The sequence below is a fragment of the Achromobacter sp. GQ309 genome (assembly GCF_059759315.1).
The window spans coordinates 597,431-611,224 of sequence record NZ_JCAXDP010000005.1; the positions used below are offsets into that span (position 1 = coordinate 597,431).

The following is a 13,794-nucleotide window of genomic DNA, read 5'->3' on the forward strand; positions in this document are numbered from 1 at the left end:
GAAAAAATTTCAACGATTCTTGATCCATGCGAATCAATTACGATCTGGAAGATATCCGCGCGTTCTGCTGCGTGGCGCGCATGGGTCAATACACGTCGGCCGCCGCGCTGCTGTGCGTCACGACGTCGGCTTTGAGCCGGCGTATCGCAAAGCTGGAATCGGAAATCGGCGGACGCTTGTTTGAACGTACGACGCGCAGCGTGGTGCTGACGTCGATAGGCCGCGCGCTGTATGAGCGCGTGCTGCCCATCGTTACCCAGATGGATGCCAGCCTGACCGAGGCCGCCCGCCGCGCGCGGGGGCACGAAGGCACGCTGATGGTGAGCACGGTGGCTTCGGTAGGCTATTCGGTGCTGCCGAATGTGCTGCCCCAATTCTATGCACGGCATCCGCAGGTGTATCTGTCCATCCGCGACGGCAACGCGACCGTCACGACGGGACTGGTCGAAGAGCGCGAGGTGGAATTCGGCATCACCACGCCGGTGTCATTCGGTCCCACCCTGGAGGCCGAGCGCGTCGCCACCTATGGCTACAACCTGGTGTTTGCCGAGGGTTCTGCCCTGGCGCCACGCAGCCGCAAGCTGTCTTGGAAAAAGCTGCCGGGCCTGCCGGTAGTGGGGCTGAATCCGGTCAGTTCCACCCGTTTGCAGATCGACAGCGTCCTGAACGCTCGCGGGCTGGAGTTGCCCTGGACCATCGAGGTCGATCAGCTGGCCACCATGATTGGGCTGGTGCAATCGGGCAATTTCGTGACCATCATGCCGGCGTTGTTCGAAGCGCATGGGTATGGCCTGAAGTCGATCCCCGTGCTGGATCCCGACATCGCGCGGGATGTGTATATCGTGCGCCGCCGTGACACCACGCCGACGCCGCAAGGCCAGTATCTGATGGAACTCGTACGCGCCTACCTTGCGCGTTGAAACACGCCTATCGATCGCGGCGATTGACACATCGCGTTACTTCGTTTGCCGCTACTTCTGAACCCTGCGTGTTAGATATATCGCCGGGAGATTCCGTTCGGCGTGTCGCCGGGCGCATGTCCCTATTTTGAGGAGCTGACCATGAATACTGTTCACAAGATGAATGCTGTTCAAGTGCCCCTGAAAAGAGTTTCCGCGATTCTTTGCGTGGCGGGTATGACGTGGGCCACGGGCGCGGCCTACGCCGCTGACACCAGCGCTACCTCGCAAGCGCAGCACCAGCAGGATGTCGCGACCTGCAAGAGCGGCGCTTCCGGCCAACCGCTCGAGACGTGCCTCCGCGAAGCGGCCGCGGCGCGGCAAGAGCGTGATCGTCAGAATTTAAGTGCCGAGAGCCCCGAGCAGTTGCGGCAGAACGAGCTGGCGCGCTGCAACCGTCTGCCCGAATCGCAGCGGGCGACCTGCGTGGCGAAGATGACCTCGCCCACGAATGTGCAGGGCAGCGTGCAGGGCGGTGGGGTATTGCGCAAGAAAGAGATCCAGGTACCCGCCACCCCGGCGAATCCGGCTACACCAGCCAGCACCGCACCGGCGCCGGCCCGCTGAACGGCCCGTCGTAGAACGCACAAACGTAGCGAGTTGCAGCCACGCGAGAGACGATCGCGTGGCTGCGTTTGCTTGTTTGCGCGGGGCTGCCTAGAACCGCTGGTCCTTGTCGAACGGCACCTCGGCATCGCTCGGACGTTCGAACGTCGGCGCTTCACCGTTCAAGTCGGCAACATGAATCTGCGCGAGGCGGGTCGCCTCAGCAATAGCGCCGTGGGCGGAATGAAACCGCTCGTCGATGGCAATGCGTTCGGATGGCACGCCGGCTATCGGCGAGATCAGCGTGTAGCCGATGCGCCATTCATCGCCGTCCTGCTGCGGCTGCGCGATCTGAAAGTCCCATTTGGCTGTTTGCATAAAATCCTCCAGTCGGTCGATGCATCCTACTGCACTCGATGCGCCCTTGAAAGGTAGGACGCTTTGCACCGTGGTCAGCACGGCGCATTCCGCGGCGGCGGGCGGATGGGCATAAGAGTTGCTGCGAAATGCCGTTCATCCTTGCAGATTCATCGCCATGGCCAAATCAAAGCTCGAAGTCCGATCAGGACAATATGCCGGCAAGCTCCCGCGCGACACGTTCCGCTTGCGGTTCATGCGCCGCTTCTACGATCCGGCCTTCAAGGTGGAAGCCGACGCGTTGGACCGGCTCGAAGCCATCGCTTGGGACGCCTACGAGAACGGACGCAAGGCGCCCGTCACCGTCAAGGCAGGAGCGGACTATGCAGATCCCGATTACGACCTGTCGGTGGAATGGAAGGCCGCCCACGATCGACTTGCGCGCGCCGCACTGGTGCAGCGCAATCAAGAAACACGTTCTCGCGTCCTGGTCGTCATCGGTGCGGCGCGCAACGATGGGACCTGTCCCAGCGAAATCTCGAAGACATGGCGGCTGTCTGAAATCATTCGCGACGAACTGGAGTCGGCCGGTGTGCAGGCGGACATGCTGGATCTGAGCCGCCTGACGTCGGAATACCAGTACCTCATCCACCCCTGCAAAGGCTGCGTGTCCACCGCGATGCCGCTTTGCCATTGGCCCTGTAGTTGCTATCCCAACCATTCGCTCGCGCAGGACAACGATGCGATGAACGACATCTACGAGCAGTGGGTGTCGGCGCATGGCGTGATTCTGCTCGCGCCGACGTATTGGTATCAGTCGCCCAGCGTCCTGAAGCTGATGATTGACCGGCTGGTCTGTGCGGATGGCGGCAACCCCGATCCGACGACCACGTCAGGCAAAGACGCGATGAAGGCCAAGCAGATCGAAATGGACGGATGGCCGTTTCTGAAGCATTTGGCCGGCCGCGCCTATGGCGTGGTGGTGCACGGCGACGTGGCGGGCATCGAGGGGCAGCGGCGCGCGCTCTGCGATTGGCTCGAATGGATGGGACTTGTGGATGCGGGGGCGTCGTCGAAGCTGGATCGCTACATTGGCTACTACAAGCCGTATGCCACGAGTCATGCTGAGCTGGACGAGGACTCGGCGTTGCAGGAAGAGGTGCGCAATGTGGCGAAGGCGATGGTGCTGTGCCTGCCGCGCCTGCGGGCCGGAGAGTGGCCCGCCGTGGATCAGGGGTTGCCATCGCCGCGGCCGAAGTAGGCGCCGCGGGTGATATGCGGTCGACACCTAAACTAAAACCGGGCAGTCAACGCCGACGAGACGATCAATTCCCCGTCGGCAGCAACTGCATCCCCGTGCGGCGCGCGAACTCTTCATAACTGATCGGCGCGCCCGCCTTTGTGTTTGCGCTATTCGCCTGCCAATGCACCCACGAGCGCCCCGTGGACGCATCAAACACGACCTTGAACAAATGGCTCGGCACCGCCACGCCGGACCCAATCTCCTTGGGCTTGTCGCCGTAATACGGACCGGTGAACACATACACGTCGCCCGATGCCCGCATCACATACTTACGCGTGTCCTGTTCGATCTGGCTCCACGGCCCACCGTTGTGGCGCTGGTCCTGCGGCACCATGTTGGCCAGCGAAAAGCTTTGCGCCATGGCCTCATGCGTGGACATGTCGCCCGCCGGCGCCATATGACCGCGCGAGTAACCCGATCCCTTGTAGTCCGTCAGCTCTGCGCGTTCGGCGCGCGGCACGCGTGCCTCGGCATAGAACTTGTCGGACCGCTCCATGCCCTGCGCCAGCGTCAGGATCTTGCGGTTCAGGCGCTCGGCCACGAACACCGGCGTCTTGGTCTGGCCGTTGTGCAGGATGGCGAAGTTTGAAAAGCACAGCTCGCGCAGCGCCTGGCTGGCGGGCACGACGGGCGGGCGCTGCTGCGGGAAGAATTGCGGGCAGTCGGCAAAGCGCGTGTGCGCCATGCCGCCGGCGGGCACCGCGGCAGGCGCGAACTTTTCCTGGGTCGGCCAACCGACGCGCGCAAGGATGTCGTCAATGGAGAAGTGGGCGCGCCATTGCGGGTTCAGCGCGTACGTGGCCGCGCCGAAAGCGGCCAGCGACGTGAGCGTGAACGTTCGCAGGAATCGGTAGATGCGGCCGGGGCTGGCGGCCCGGCTTTTGCTGGCCGGTGCTCTCTTTCTGGGTGCTGATTTCTTCGCGCGGGTCATGCTGCCTGTTTGTTGCGGGCCGGCGCCACTTCGCGCTCGGCAACTGGCGGCATTGTAGATGACCGCAACGTGACAGACGTTAACCGGCCATTGCGGCGCACGCCCACGCTGCGCGCGGCAGCGGGCAGAGTATTCTTATGCTCGTTCGGAATTCACAAACACAACGGCCGCGTTTGCCGGCTGACACAGGACTGGGGAAGTTCAATGAGATCGTCCGTGCTTTTCGTGGCCGCCATCGTGGCGGGCTGCGCTGCTCCCGCGCCGGGAGACATGATCACGCAAGATAAGGTGCAAGCCATCAAGATCAACGTCACGACGTTCGATGAGATGGTCCGCGACTTTGGTCCCCCTCGCACGCAGCAGGTCAACCCGCAAGGCCTGCGCACCGCGTCATGGTTCTACTTCAACAACAGCGAGTACGGCGCCATGCAGGATCAGCGCACGCTGACGGTGACCTACAACAAGGACGGCACGGTCAAGGACTACATGAACGCGTCCGCGGGCGAAAGGGACGGCGCGCAAAAGAAGCGATAGGGCGCTCGTCGCAAAGGCGCGTGGCTTACGCCGCCGAACCCTGGCGGCGCGCCATCACGGACGGCGACAAGTTTAAAGAACGAGTGGTCACTGCGTCGGCGCCGCCTTCAACGCATTGGCCCGAATCTGTTCCGATCGCTGGCGCTGCTCGTTGCGGATCGGAATGCAGTCCACCACCAGCACCTCTTCGCCGGTCCGCAGGTCGATGACCTTGGTGGCGCGGTACAGGTTGCTGGGCGGGCCGCGATCCAGGCAGGCACGCTTGGCGCCCGAGCTTGCCCGGAACAGCTCGGGCACGCCTTCGTACTGCGGGTTGGGCACGCTCCATTTGCCGCTCATGTCCTGAGTTCGCACCACATACTGGCCAAAGGCCGGACCGCTGCACAGCAGGATGGCCAATGCGCCGGCGGCGCCAGCTGCGATTCTCATGGCGGACGATCCTTCAAGGACGACGGGTAGGGCAGCGTAGCAGCGCGCCGCCGCCTTCGCCGTCCGCCAGAAGGATGAGGATTACCTCACCAGCTGTATGCCGATCACGATCATCAGGATGCCGACGCAGGCATCCAGCACACGCCACGCGGTGGCATTGGCGAAGACGGGCCGCAGGAGCCGCGCGCCATATCCCAACGCAAAGAAAAAGCAGAACGACGCGCAGATCGCGCCGGCAGCAAAGGCCAGCTTGCGCCCTTCGTACTGGCTGGAGATGGAGCCCAGCAGGACGACAGTGTCCAGGTAGACATGCGGGTTTAGCCAGGTGAGCGCCAGACACGTGGCCAGCGCCGCTAACGGGCTATTTGCCTGACGGGACGAGGGTGATAGATGGTCGTGCTGCTTGCGAAACGCCGAGTGCAGGCTGCGCGCCGCGTAGACAAAGAGAAACAAGGCGCCGCCGTAGCGCATGGCGGGCTCCAGCCACGGCAGCAGACCGACCGCCATGCCAAAGCCCGCCACGCCCGCCGCGATCAGGACGGCGTCGGACAGCGCGCAAGTCAGGCAGATCAGGAAGACATGCTCCTTGCGCAAGCCTTGCCGCAGCACAAAGGCGTTTTGTGCGCCGATGGCGACGATGAGGCTGAGGCCGAGGAGAAATCCGGGGATGAAGGCGGTGGACATACTGCAAGGTCTGGCAAGGTCATTAGGGGGCGCTCAGACTAGCGCTGGCGGGGAAATTAGAAAAACTAAATATCCTAATCTTTGATTAGCGTGGCTAATCATTCCTGACTTGCCTGCTCCCGGTCGATGCGCACGCCGAAGCCCCGTCCATGCCCACGCCAGATCACGACTCGCTGCTCGCGCCCGCCGCCACCAGATGATCCAGCAACAATGCCGCCGCCGCAGGCAGCGCCGCTTCGCTACGCATGCAGATCGCAAAGCGCCGCCGGCTCCAGGCGTCCTTCAGCGGCAGCACCCGCAGCCCGTGCGCCATCGCATAGGGCGTGGCGACTTCAATGGGCGCCACGCTGATGGCCAGTCCCGCCAGCACGACGCGAAACGCAGAATCGAAGTTGCTGACCGTGACGCGGTGCCGCAGCGCCTTGCCGCTGTCGTTGGCTGCCGTTTGCAGCATGCGCAGTACGGCGCCGGCGGCCGGCATGCTCACATGCTCGTACTCCAGCGCGTCCTCAAAGAAAACGGCCTCCCGGTCAGCGAGCGGATGGCCCGGCGCGGTGACGATGGCCAGGCGGTCGCCCCGGTAGGGACGCTGTTCCAGCCCATGAAAATCGGCCGCATCCCAGCAGATGCCCAGGCTGGCGATGCCCTCGCGGACGCCGCGCACGACCTCCTGGCTGACGCGTTCTTCCATGTCGACCCGGATGTTGCGGTGGGGCGCGGCCTGAAGAAAAGCGGCGATGTCCTCGGCCAGGGATTCGGCCAGGACCGACGCGGTGGCCAGGATCCGCACTTGCCCCTTCACTCCGCTGGCATAGGCGGACATGTCGCGTTCGATGCGCTCGGAGCTGGCCAGGATGGCGCGCGCGTGCTCCAGCAGCGTTTCGCCTGCTTCCGTGGGCTCGACGCCCCGGCGCTTGCGCGTCAGCAGTTTTGCGCCCACGGTGTCCTCAAGCTGCGCGAGCCGCTTGCTGATGGCCGACCCCACGATGTTGGCGCGCTGGCCGGCGCGGGCAATGTTGCCGGTCTCGCAGACGGAGACGAAGAGCCGCAGGGTGGTGATGTCGAGGTCGCGCATGGCGGTCATCCTGGTTGATGTTCCGAAACGGAATTTTAAGCGTTCCAAAATACCGCTTGTGGCTGGTTTGAGAATATCTACACTGAGATTTCTCTTTTTCGATGCCTTGTTGCCATGCCCATTCAAGAACCCGCCTGTCGCCCATCGGCCGCCACGGTCCGTGAAGTGGGCCTGCGCGATGGCCTGCAGAGCCTTTCTGTCGTGATGCCCACGCAGACCAAACTCGACTGGATCGACGCGGCCTACGCGGCGGGCCAGCGCGAGATCGAAGTGGGCTCCTTTGTGCCCGCCCGCCTGCTGCCGCAGTTGTCGGATACGGCGGAACTGATCGCCCACGCCACGCAGCTTGCCGGCCTGATGGTGTCCGTGCTGGTTCCCAATCTGAAGGGCGCTGAGTTGTCGCTGGCCAGCGGCGCCCACCTGATGCTGGTGCCGCTGTCGGCCAGCCACGCGCACAGCCTGGCGAACCTGCGCAAGACGCCGGACGAGGTGGTGGCAATGGTCGGCCAGATGCGCGCGGCGCGCGACGCGGCGGGTTCGTCCATGCTGATCGAGGGGGGCGTCGGAACAGCCTTTGGCTGCACGTTGCAGGGCGAAGTGCAGCAGGAGGAAGTGCTGCGGCTCATGCAGGCGCTGCTGGATGCCGGCGCCGACCGCGTCAGTCTGGCCGATACGGTGGGATATGCCGATCCGGCCTCGGTGGGACGCCTGTTTGAGGCGGCAAGGCGCATCGCGGGCGATCGCCTGTGCTACGCGCACTTTCACGACACACGGGGGCTGGGGCTGGCGAACGTGCTGGCCGCGCTGGACACCGGGGTGGCACGCTTTGACGCCTGCCTGGCCGGCATCGGCGGCTGCCCGCACGCGCCAGGCGCCAGCGGCAACGTCAGCACCGAGGACCTCGTGTTCATGCTGCAGAGCATGGGCATCGAGACCGGCGTCGATCTGCCCCGTCTGCTCGCTTTGCGCGAAGCCGCCGCCGGGTGGTTGCCCGATCAGCCCCTGCACGGCGCGCTGTGGCGCGCCGGCCTGCCCAAGACCTATCCTGCACGCAGCGGCCAGCCGGCCTGAGTGCGCGCATCACGCATCGACATCGAGCCTTACCATGCAAAACGCCGCCGTTCCCCCATCCTCCCGTCCCTTGCCGCTGGCCGGCCTGCGCGTCGTGGAGTTCACGCACATGGTCATGGGCCCCACCTGCGGAATGGTCCTGGCCGATCTGGGCGCCGAAGTCATCAAGGTCGAACCTGTGCGCGGTGACCGCACGCGTCATCTGCTGGGCGTTGGCGCGGGCTTTTTTCCGATGTTCAACCGCAACAAGAAGAGCATCGCGCTGGACATACAAAGCCCGGCGGGCGCGGAAGTGGCGCGCAAGCTGGCCGCCAGCGCCGACGTGGTGGCGGAAAACTTCCGGCCCGGCACGATGGCGAAATTCGGCCTGGACTACGCCTCGCTGTCCAAAGCGAATCCGCGCCTCATCTACGTCAGCCACAAAGGCTTTCTGCCGGGCCCTTACGCCATGCGCACGGCCCTGGACGAGGTCGTGCAGATGATGGGCGGGCTGGCCTACATGACCGGGCGGCCGGGCGATCCGGTGCGCGCCGGCACCAGCGTGAACGACATCATGGGCGGCATGTTCGGCGCCATCGGGGCGATGGCGGCGCTGATCCAGCGCGGCATCACCGGTCGCGGGCAGGAAGTGCAGTCGGCGCTGTTCGAGAACAATGTGTTCCTCGTGGGCCAGCACATGCTGCAGTACGCGATCACGGGCCAGCCGTCTGCGCCGATGCCGCAGCGCGTGTCCGCCTGGGCGCTCTACGACGTGTTTACGGTCAAAGATGGCGAGCAGATATTTCTGGCGGCAGTGAGCGACGCGCAGTGGGTGACGTTCTGCGATGCCTTCGGATTCGACGACTTGAAGAACGATCCTGCAATGGCCACGAACAATGACCGTGTGCTGTTGCGGCCCACGCTGCTGGCGGATCTGCGCAAGCGGCTGGCAAATTACCGCGCCGCTGAACTGGCGGCCGTATTCGAACGCATCGGCCTGCCGTTCGCCCCCATCGTCAAGCCGGAGGAGCTGTACGACGATCCGCACCTGCGCGCCACCGGCGGGCTGGCCGAGATCCGTCTGCCCGACGGCGAGCGTGCCGGGCAGACCGCCGGCGCCGCGCTGTTTCCGCTGATGATGGACGGGCAGCGGCTTGGGGTGAGGCGCGATCCGCCTGTGCTGGGGGCGGACACCAACGACCTTCTGCAAGCGCTGGGCTACGACGCCGGACAGATCGAAGCGTTGCGCGAGCAGGGAGCCGCGGCATGAGGTAAGGGCGCGCGCAAGGCGGGCAGCATGCCGCGCCGCGTCAGAGCAATGATTGAAGCCCTTGCAGTAAACGGCCGCGCAAGTCGGCCGATACAAAAACCATCAGGAGACAGACATGAGCAATCAACGTGCGGGCGGGCGCTTTAGCCGCCGCCAGGTTCTGGGTGCGCTGGGCGCCGCCATGCTGGGCGTGCCCGGCGTGACGTGGGCGCAGTCGGACCGGCCGGTGAAATTCATTTTGCCGGTGGGCGTGGGGTCCGGCGTGGACACGATCACGCGGGCGGCGGGGCCAGCGCTGTCCACCGCGCTGGGCCATACCGTCGTGGTGGAAAACCAGCCGGGCGCGGGCGGCATCGTGGGCACGTCGGCGCTGGTGCGGTCGGCACCAGACGGCTACACGCTCAGCATGGTGTCGAACAACCATGTCATCTTCCCGAGCGTCTACAAGAGCCTGCCGTTCGATCCGCTGGCCGACATCACGCCGATCAGCATGGTGGGCATGACGCCGTTCCTGCTGGTCGCCAATCCGCAAAAGATTGCCGCCAACGACATCAAGGCGCTGACCGCGCTCTTGAAGAGCCAGCCCGGCCGCTACAACTACGCGTCTTCGGGTAATGGAACGATCCTGCACCTGGCCGCGGAAATGTACGTGCAGCAAGCGGGCGTGAAGGCGCGGCACATTCCCTACAAGGGCGTGGGTCCGATGATGGCCGATCTGATCGGCGGGCAGGTCGACTTTGGCGTGCTGTCGCTGCCGTCCGTGCTGCCGCAGATCAAGAGCGGTGCGCTCAAGGCGCTGGGCGCCTGTGGCGCAGAGCGCATGGCGGCGCTGCCCGACCTGCCGACGCTGCGCGAACAGGGGATGGCGGACTACGAGATCGGCGGATGGTTTGCGGCGGTCGGGCCGGCAAAGCTGCCGCAAGCGGACGTGCGCCGCATCTACGACGCGCTGGGGCGCGCGTTCAACTCGCCGGAGGTGAAGCAGGCGATGGCGACCCAGAACAACCGTATCGTCCTGATGCCGCCGGAACAGACGGTGGCGTACTTCCGTTCGGAAATGACGAAGTACGCCTCCGTCGTCAAGGGCGCGGGCCTGGAACTGATGTAGCCCGCGCCGAGCGGCAGGTCAGCTGCCGTTGCTCTTGCCATGGCCGTTCTGGTCGGCCGCGCGGAGCAGGCCGTAGAGCTTGTCTTTCAGGTGCAGTTTTTCTTTTTTAAGCACCTCGATCGCGGCGCCCGAGGACGGCTTGATGCCGTCCTCCATGTTCTGGATTTCCTGGTCCAGATCGTTATGCCGCTGGAACAGCGCCGAAAAGTGAGCGTTTTCGGACTTGAGTTGGGTAATGAGCTCGCGGTATTCAGGGAACATAAAGGCCTCTTGAGGAACCGGTTGACGGGACCGACGATGCGCCTGTCACGACGCGATCATCAGCGTCAAAGGCCATGACACGCCAATGACAACGCCTTGTCAACCTTACGGGTCGAACCACGGCTGTGCACCGTTGACCCTGCGCAAGGGTGTCAAGAAATGAGCCATTCTGTCGTGAGCGTTCACGTTTCTTTACAGAAGGGTCCGTCCCCGGCGATACACTCGCTTCCCCTTGGACTGTCCCAGATCCCCAATGAAACAGCACGCCCCCGTCTATCGCAGAGTGATGGATCTTTTCAAGCAGGACGGCCGGATTCATCCCGGCACCGGAATGATGAGCGGCGTGATCGCGCTGTTTTTGGCGATTCTTTCTGTGCTGGGCGTGCTGGCGTTTCATTTTCCCGCCTACCTGACCACGCCCGAGCTGCGCAGCTTCTATTCGGTGGAAGCCATGCGCACGCTGCTGTTCGGCGCACTGCTGGTGTCCGGTTCGATCGCGCTGGCCAACACTGTGTTGGGACGGCAACGCTGGCTCAATATTTCCGCATTCGTGCTGGTGTGCTGCGCGGTGGCTGCTGGAGGCAGCCAGGTAGCGGTCAATGCCACCAACACCGGCGGCCATCCGTATCTGGGTCTTGATTGGTTCATCCTGGATCTGCTGGCGTCCAGCACCGTCTTCATCATCTTTGAAAAGCTGACGCCGCTGTACCCCGGCCAGCCCGTGTTCCGCGGCGAGTGGCAGGTGGACATGAAGCACTTTCTGTTCAATCACCTGTCGGTGGGCGCGGTGCTGCTGTGCATCAACTTCTTCATCCACCGTCTGTTCTCCTGGGCGGCGTACGAACCGCTGCAACAGGCGATCCAGTCGATGCCATATCTGCTGGAACTGTTCGTGGCCGTGCTGGTGGCGGACCTGGCGCAATACGCCGCGCATCGCATTTATCACGAGGTGCCTTTCATGTGGCGCTTCCATGCCGTGCATCACAGCACGCGCACGCTGGATTGGCTGGCCGGCTCGCGCCTGCACATCGTTGAACTGCTGATCACGCGCGTGGCCGTGTTGGGCGTGCTGTTCGTGCTGGGGTTTTCGAAGGCGGTGCTCGATGCCTACATCATCATCGTGGGATTCCAGGCCGTGCTGATCCATTCCAACGTGAAGCTGCCGTGGGGCTGGCTGCGCTACATCATCGTGACGCCGGACTTCCATCACTGGCATCACTCGTCCGACACCGAAGCGATCGACAAGAACTACGCGGCGCACTTTTCCTTCATCGACTATCTGTTCGGCACCGCGGTGCGCGGGGCGGGGAACCGGCTGCCGCAGAACTACGGGATCCTGGACAACGATATGCCCGGGACATTCCTGGCGCAGCAGGCATATCCCTTCGCCCGCAAGAGGAAATGACAAAGGCCCAGGCGATTTGCCTGGGCCTTTTTTCACCGCTGTCTCAGCGTGGGCTGGCCGGCAAGCCGGCCGCGCGGCAACCTTACTTGGCCGCCTTGAAGGCCGAGTACGAGGCCATCAGGTTGCGGTAGTCGGGGATGTGGTTGGCGAACAGGGTGCCCAGGCCTTCCACGTCGTTGCGCCAGTCACGGTGCAGTTCGCATGCCACGCCGAACCACGACATCAGTTGCGCGCCGGCCTGTTCCATGCGGCGCCATGCGGCGTCACGGGTCACTTCGTTGAAGGTGCCCGAAGCATCGGTCACCACGAACACGTCAAAACCTTCTTCGATGGCCGACAGCACGGGGAAGGCGACGCAGACTTCGGTGACGACGCCGGCGATGATCAGTTGCTTCTTGCCGGTGGCCTTGACGGCCTTGACGAAATCTTCGTTGTCCCAGGCGTTGATATTGCCCGGGCGGGCGATGTAGGGAGCGTCGGGGAACTTGTCCTTCAGTTCCTGGACCAGCGGGCCGTTGGGGCCGTCTTCGAAACTGGTGGTCAGGATGGTGGGGAGCTTGAAGTATTCGGCCAGGTCAGCCAGGGCCAGCACGTTGTTCTTGAATTGATCGGGTTGGAAGTCGCGCACCAGGGACAGGAGGCCGGCTTGGTGATCCACCAGCAGAACGGCGGCTTGGGACTTGTCGAGCTTAACGTAGGGGCGGTTCATGGCTGATTCCTTGGTCTATTCAGGTTGTGCGCGGTGTTGCGCGGTGTTTTGTGCAACGCTGAGTGCGTAGGAAGGATATTAATTTCAGGACAACCGCGCCGGTAGACGGGAATTTCGACTCTCAGCGTTCTATTTATCGGACAACGATTGGACCGGTTGCAGTGTCGGGATGCCGTGGCGCGTCTGGGTCGCAGCTTCGCAGCGCGCGTTTTCACGATACGCGTCTCCCATGAAATCCAACAGTTCCCGCACGGCGGGCAGCAGGCCCCGGCGCGACGGAAACACGGCGTGCACGCTGCCGGGCTCGGGTTGCCAGGGGGCGCCCACGGGCACCAGCGTGCCCGCATCCAGTTCCTCGCGGATCATCAGGAGGGGCAGGGCGACGACCCCCACGCCCCGCAGCGCGGCTTGCTTGAGCGCCAGCATGTCGTCCGTGACGAGCCGGGGCATGAACGGCACCGCGAGGCGCGCGTTGTCGGGACCCAGCAATCGCCATTGGCATTCGCGCTGCTCGGTGCCGAGCGCCATGGTGGGCTGCCGGCTGATGTGCTGCAGATCGGCGGAATCCGGAAGGGTGCGAGCCAGCGCGGGGCTGGCGACGAGGCTCTGGCAGCTCAGGCCCAGGTTCTTCATGACAAGGTCGCTGCTTTCGATGGCGCCAAAGCGCACCCGCACCGCCAGGTCGAAGCCTTCGCGCAGCACGTCCACCGGCCGGCTGAAGCTCTTCAGGTAGACGTTCACCTTGGGGCACTTTTCCATGAAGCGCGCCACCACGTCCCCGAGGAAGTAATAGATGAGCGCGGGCGGTGCGGCGATGCGGATGGTGCCTTGCGGTTCGGCGTGTGTGCGGTCGATGACATCCTGCGCCGCTTCGGCGCCCGCCAGCATCGCCAGGCATTGGTCGTAGTACTCCTGGCCCAGTTCGGTCACCGCGAACGTTCGGGTGGAGCGCTGGATCAGGCGCACGCCAAGGCGTTCTTCCAGCAGGGCGATGCGGCGGCTCAGCCGCGACTTCGGGATGTCCAGCGCCCGGCCGGCCGGCGCGAATCCGCCGTGTTTGACGACCTCGACGAAGTAATAAAGGTCATTCAGGTCGTGCATGCAAATTCCTCGAGAGTCGTCGGTGCCCCGCATGATACGGCGCGCGGCCCTGTTTCCAGCGGGATCAGGCGC

16 protein-coding genes are annotated in these 13,794 nt (G+C 64.0%); 8 read left to right on the top strand and 8 right to left on the bottom strand.

Annotation, left to right across the window (positions count from 1 at the left end):
• Positions 1–26 precede the first annotated feature (26 nt).
• Positions 27–920 (top strand): LysR family transcriptional regulator, encoded by an 894-nt coding sequence (locus AC6CIE_RS19020; RefSeq protein WP_498093336.1) that lies wholly within the window; start codon positions 27–29, stop codon positions 918–920.
• A 141-nt stretch (positions 921–1,061) separates the two neighbouring features.
• Positions 1,062–1,526: a hypothetical protein gene (locus tag AC6CIE_RS19025; protein ID WP_175138272.1), complete on the top strand. Its 465-nt coding sequence runs from the start codon at positions 1,062–1,064 to the stop codon at positions 1,524–1,526.
• A gap of 90 nt (positions 1,527–1,616) precedes the next feature.
• Here the strand turns inward: AC6CIE_RS19025 and AC6CIE_RS19030 are convergent, their stop codons facing one another.
• A complete protein-coding gene (locus AC6CIE_RS19030) occupies positions 1,617–1,964 on the bottom strand; it encodes a hypothetical protein (RefSeq protein WP_498093338.1) in 348 nt (115 codons plus the stop codon).
• A gap of 76 nt (positions 1,965–2,040) precedes the next feature.
• Here AC6CIE_RS19030 and AC6CIE_RS19035 point away from each other — a divergent pair, with 76 nt between their 5' ends.
• On the top strand, positions 2,041–3,123 hold the full coding sequence (locus AC6CIE_RS19035) for a flavodoxin family protein (RefSeq protein ID WP_498093340.1): 1,083 nt from the start codon (positions 2,041–2,043) through the stop codon (positions 3,121–3,123).
• Between the two features lie 64 nt (positions 3,124–3,187).
• Here AC6CIE_RS19035 and AC6CIE_RS19040 read toward each other — a convergent pair whose 3' ends face one another.
• The gene (locus tag AC6CIE_RS19040) at positions 3,188–4,096 is read right to left on the bottom strand and encodes a DNA/RNA non-specific endonuclease (RefSeq protein ID WP_367352890.1); all 909 of its coding nucleotides are present in this window, start codon (positions 4,094–4,096) and stop codon (positions 3,188–3,190) included.
• A 204-nt stretch (positions 4,097–4,300) separates the two neighbouring features.
• Between AC6CIE_RS19040 and AC6CIE_RS19045 the strand changes: the two genes are divergently transcribed.
• Positions 4,301–4,630, top strand: a complete 330-nt coding sequence (locus AC6CIE_RS19045; protein ID WP_313371987.1) for a hypothetical protein — start codon at positions 4,301–4,303, stop codon at positions 4,628–4,630.
• Positions 4,631–4,717: 87 nt separating this feature from the next.
• On the opposite strand, the gene AC6CIE_RS19050 is transcribed toward AC6CIE_RS19045, so the two are convergent.
• The 3 genes from AC6CIE_RS19050 to AC6CIE_RS19060 form a co-directional block, all read right to left on the bottom strand.
• Positions 4,718–5,059 carry a hypothetical protein gene (locus AC6CIE_RS19050; RefSeq protein ID WP_279972569.1) on the bottom strand — a complete coding sequence of 114 codons (342 nt, stop codon included), beginning with the start codon at positions 5,057–5,059 and terminating at the stop codon, positions 4,718–4,720.
• Between the two features lie 81 nt (positions 5,060–5,140).
• A complete protein-coding gene (locus AC6CIE_RS19055) occupies positions 5,141–5,743 on the bottom strand; it encodes a LysE/ArgO family amino acid transporter (protein WP_218343199.1) in 603 nt (200 codons plus the stop codon).
• A 163-nt stretch (positions 5,744–5,906) separates the two neighbouring features.
• On the bottom strand, positions 5,907–6,818 hold the full coding sequence (locus AC6CIE_RS19060) for a LysR family transcriptional regulator (protein ID WP_279972571.1): 912 nt from the start codon (positions 6,816–6,818) through the stop codon (positions 5,907–5,909).
• A 114-nt stretch (positions 6,819–6,932) separates the two neighbouring features.
• On the opposite strand from AC6CIE_RS19060, the gene AC6CIE_RS19065 reads away from it, so the two are divergent.
• From AC6CIE_RS19065 to AC6CIE_RS19075, 3 genes are all read left to right on the top strand, one after another.
• Positions 6,933–7,889, top strand: a complete 957-nt coding sequence (locus AC6CIE_RS19065; RefSeq protein WP_498093342.1) for a hydroxymethylglutaryl-CoA lyase — start codon at positions 6,933–6,935, stop codon at positions 7,887–7,889.
• Between the two features lie 34 nt (positions 7,890–7,923).
• The gene (locus AC6CIE_RS19070; protein WP_175138277.1) at positions 7,924–9,138 is read left to right on the top strand and encodes a CaiB/BaiF CoA transferase family protein; all 1,215 of its coding nucleotides are present in this window, start codon (positions 7,924–7,926) and stop codon (positions 9,136–9,138) included.
• 115 nt (positions 9,139–9,253) lie between these two features.
• The gene (locus tag AC6CIE_RS19075; protein WP_498093344.1) at positions 9,254–10,246 is read left to right on the top strand and encodes a Bug family tripartite tricarboxylate transporter substrate binding protein; all 993 of its coding nucleotides are present in this window, start codon (positions 9,254–9,256) and stop codon (positions 10,244–10,246) included.
• Positions 10,247–10,264: 18 nt separating this feature from the next.
• Here the strand turns inward: AC6CIE_RS19075 and AC6CIE_RS19080 are convergent, their stop codons facing one another.
• Complete coding sequence (locus AC6CIE_RS19080; protein ID WP_175125986.1) at positions 10,265–10,507, bottom strand: HP1242/YdcH family protein; 243 nt, start codon at positions 10,505–10,507, stop codon at positions 10,265–10,267.
• 253 nt (positions 10,508–10,760) lie between these two features.
• Here AC6CIE_RS19080 and AC6CIE_RS19085 point away from each other — a divergent pair, with 253 nt between their 5' ends.
• Positions 10,761–11,912 (top strand): sterol desaturase family protein, encoded by a 1,152-nt coding sequence (locus AC6CIE_RS19085; RefSeq protein WP_175125987.1) that lies wholly within the window; start codon positions 10,761–10,763, stop codon positions 11,910–11,912.
• Between the two features lie 82 nt (positions 11,913–11,994).
• Here AC6CIE_RS19085 and ycaC read toward each other — a convergent pair whose 3' ends face one another.
• Positions 11,995–12,621 (bottom strand): isochorismate family cysteine hydrolase YcaC, encoded by a 627-nt coding sequence (gene ycaC, locus AC6CIE_RS19090; protein WP_495603093.1) that lies wholly within the window; start codon positions 12,619–12,621, stop codon positions 11,995–11,997.
• A gap of 129 nt (positions 12,622–12,750) precedes the next feature.
• On the bottom strand, positions 12,751–13,722 hold the full coding sequence (locus tag AC6CIE_RS19095; RefSeq protein ID WP_312993906.1) for a LysR substrate-binding domain-containing protein: 972 nt from the start codon (positions 13,720–13,722) through the stop codon (positions 12,751–12,753).
• Positions 13,723–13,794 lie beyond the last annotated feature (72 nt).

Coding starts and splice junctions, on each gene's coding strand:
- AC6CIE_RS19095 (WP_312993906.1), bottom strand. CDS start 13,722: ATGCACGACCTGAATGACCTTTATTACTTCGTCGAGGTCGTCAAACAC.
- AC6CIE_RS19065 (WP_498093342.1), top strand. CDS start 6,933: ATGCCCATTCAAGAACCCGCCTGTCGCCCATCGGCCGCCACGGTCCGT.
- AC6CIE_RS19050 (WP_279972569.1), bottom strand. CDS start 5,059: ATGAGAATCGCAGCTGGCGCCGCCGGCGCATTGGCCATCCTGCTGTGC.
- AC6CIE_RS19045 (WP_313371987.1), top strand. CDS start 4,301: ATGAGATCGTCCGTGCTTTTCGTGGCCGCCATCGTGGCGGGCTGCGCT.
- AC6CIE_RS19080 (WP_175125986.1), bottom strand. CDS start 10,507: ATGTTCCCTGAATACCGCGAGCTCATTACCCAACTCAAGTCCGAAAAC.
- AC6CIE_RS19020 (WP_498093336.1), top strand. CDS start 27: ATGCGAATCAATTACGATCTGGAAGATATCCGCGCGTTCTGCTGCGTG.
- AC6CIE_RS19040 (WP_367352890.1), bottom strand. CDS start 4,096: ATGACCCGCGCGAAGAAATCAGCACCCAGAAAGAGAGCACCGGCCAGC.
- AC6CIE_RS19035 (WP_498093340.1), top strand. CDS start 2,041: ATGGCCAAATCAAAGCTCGAAGTCCGATCAGGACAATATGCCGGCAAG.
- AC6CIE_RS19070 (WP_175138277.1), top strand. CDS start 7,924: ATGCAAAACGCCGCCGTTCCCCCATCCTCCCGTCCCTTGCCGCTGGCC.
- AC6CIE_RS19085 (WP_175125987.1), top strand. CDS start 10,761: ATGAAACAGCACGCCCCCGTCTATCGCAGAGTGATGGATCTTTTCAAG.
- ycaC (WP_495603093.1), bottom strand. CDS start 12,621: ATGAACCGCCCCTACGTTAAGCTCGACAAGTCCCAAGCCGCCGTTCTG.
- AC6CIE_RS19075 (WP_498093344.1), top strand. CDS start 9,254: ATGAGCAATCAACGTGCGGGCGGGCGCTTTAGCCGCCGCCAGGTTCTG.
- AC6CIE_RS19025 (WP_175138272.1), top strand. CDS start 1,062: ATGAATACTGTTCACAAGATGAATGCTGTTCAAGTGCCCCTGAAAAGA.
- AC6CIE_RS19060 (WP_279972571.1), bottom strand. CDS start 6,818: ATGCGCGACCTCGACATCACCACCCTGCGGCTCTTCGTCTCCGTCTGC.
- AC6CIE_RS19055 (WP_218343199.1), bottom strand. CDS start 5,743: ATGTCCACCGCCTTCATCCCCGGATTTCTCCTCGGCCTCAGCCTCATC.